The following is a 1490-nucleotide window of genomic DNA, read 5'->3' as shown; positions in this document are numbered from 1 at the left end:
CGGCGATTTTCAAGGTAGTTGTCGCGTGAGCGTATCACGCTGCCTTTGATGTTTGCTGCAGTACCGCTTCCCGCTCCGGGTTCAGGCACACGATTGGTGCCAGCACCCAGTTCCTGATGTTGCCGCTCCAGCGCTCCGGGTGCCGTGCACGCGCCGCCTCGTACAGCTCGATACGCTTGCGCAGCAACTCTTCCGCCTGGCCAGTATGTCGCTGCGCCGGGGTCACGAACTTCAGGGCGCTGTGGCGATGTTCATGGTTGTACCAGGCCACGAAGCTGTTCACCCAGTTCCTGGCCTGCTCCAGCGTGTCGAAGGGCCGCTCCGGCCACAGCGGGCAGTACTTCGCCGTGCGGAACAAGGCCTCGGCATAGGCGTTGTCATTGCTCACCCGCGGGCGGCTGAACGAGGGCATCACACCCAGGTTCTGCATGGCCGCCAGCATGGTCGAGCCCTTCATCGCGCTGCCGTTGTCCGAGTGCAGTACCAGCGGCTGGCCTGCCCGCTGTTCACGTAGGCAGGCCTGGCGTAGCAGCTGGGCGGCCTGCTCGGCGCTTTCACTTTCATGCACCTCGTTGGCCACCAGCTTCCGGCTGTAGACGTCCTTGATCATGTACCAGTAGAAGTAACGGCCCTTGACCGTGGTCGGCAGCCAGGTGATGTCCCAGCACCACAGCTGGTTCGGGCCGTCGGCCACATGGGTCGTCAGCGCTCGTTTCACCGGTGGGCGGCTACGACCGCGCGGATGCTGCTGTTCGGCGTCCTTCAGCAACCGGTAAAAGGTCGACTCCGAGGCCAGCCAGGTGCCCTGATCGGCCAGCCGCGCCACGATCTGCTGCGGCGGCAGGCTGGCAAACTCGGGCTGGTTGGCGACCTCCAGCACGCGGCGGCGCTCTTGCGGGGTCAGCTTGTTGGCCGGCTCAGCTTGTTGTGCCGAAGGACGCCGATCCTCCGGGCAGTGCTGCCAGCGCTGTAGGCTGCGCAGCGACAGGCCCAGTTCGGCGCAGGCCTGCGCCCGCCGCGCTCCCGCCGCCACGGCGTCCTCGATCAACTGCAGCGTTTCACGGCGATCCGGGGCGCTGATCATTCGTCCTCGTCCTTCCCCCAGAGCGCCTCGGCTTTTTTTCGCAACACCAGCAGAGCCGCGGTTTCTGCCAGCGCCGCATCCTTGCGCCGCAGTTCACGCTCCAGCTGCTTGATGCGCTTCTTCGCGGCCTTTTCCTCTTCGCGTTCGCGCCGGGTCTTGCTCGGCTGAGCCAGGCTGTTGGCCTGCTCGCAGGCTTCGCGCCAGGCGTTGATCTGCTCGACATACAGGCCTTTGCGCCGGCAGTACTCCGCCAGCTCAGCCGCATTGAGGCTGGCGCTTTCCAGCACCACCCGAAACTTGTCCTGGCTCGACCACTGGTCGGCCTGCTGTCCATCTGCCGGCACCACTGCTCCCGCTGCTCTGGCCTGTTTGCGCCAAGCATACAGGGTGGCATCAGTAATGCCTG

At 65.2% G+C, this 1490-nt stretch carries 1 pseudogene; it reads right to left on the bottom strand.

The annotated features are described in order from the left end of the window. Positions 1 to 34: 34 nt before the first annotated feature. Positions 35 to 1490, bottom strand: a pseudogene (locus tag NCCP436_RS17540) (IS3 family transposase); the annotation flags it as partial.

Source organism: Pseudomonas sp. NCCP-436 (assembly GCF_019656335.1).
Lineage (GTDB): Bacteria > Pseudomonadota > Gammaproteobacteria > Pseudomonadales > Pseudomonadaceae > Aquipseudomonas.
The sequence above is the reverse complement of the archived record's forward strand: the minus strand, read 5'-3'. Positions and strand labels throughout refer to the sequence as shown.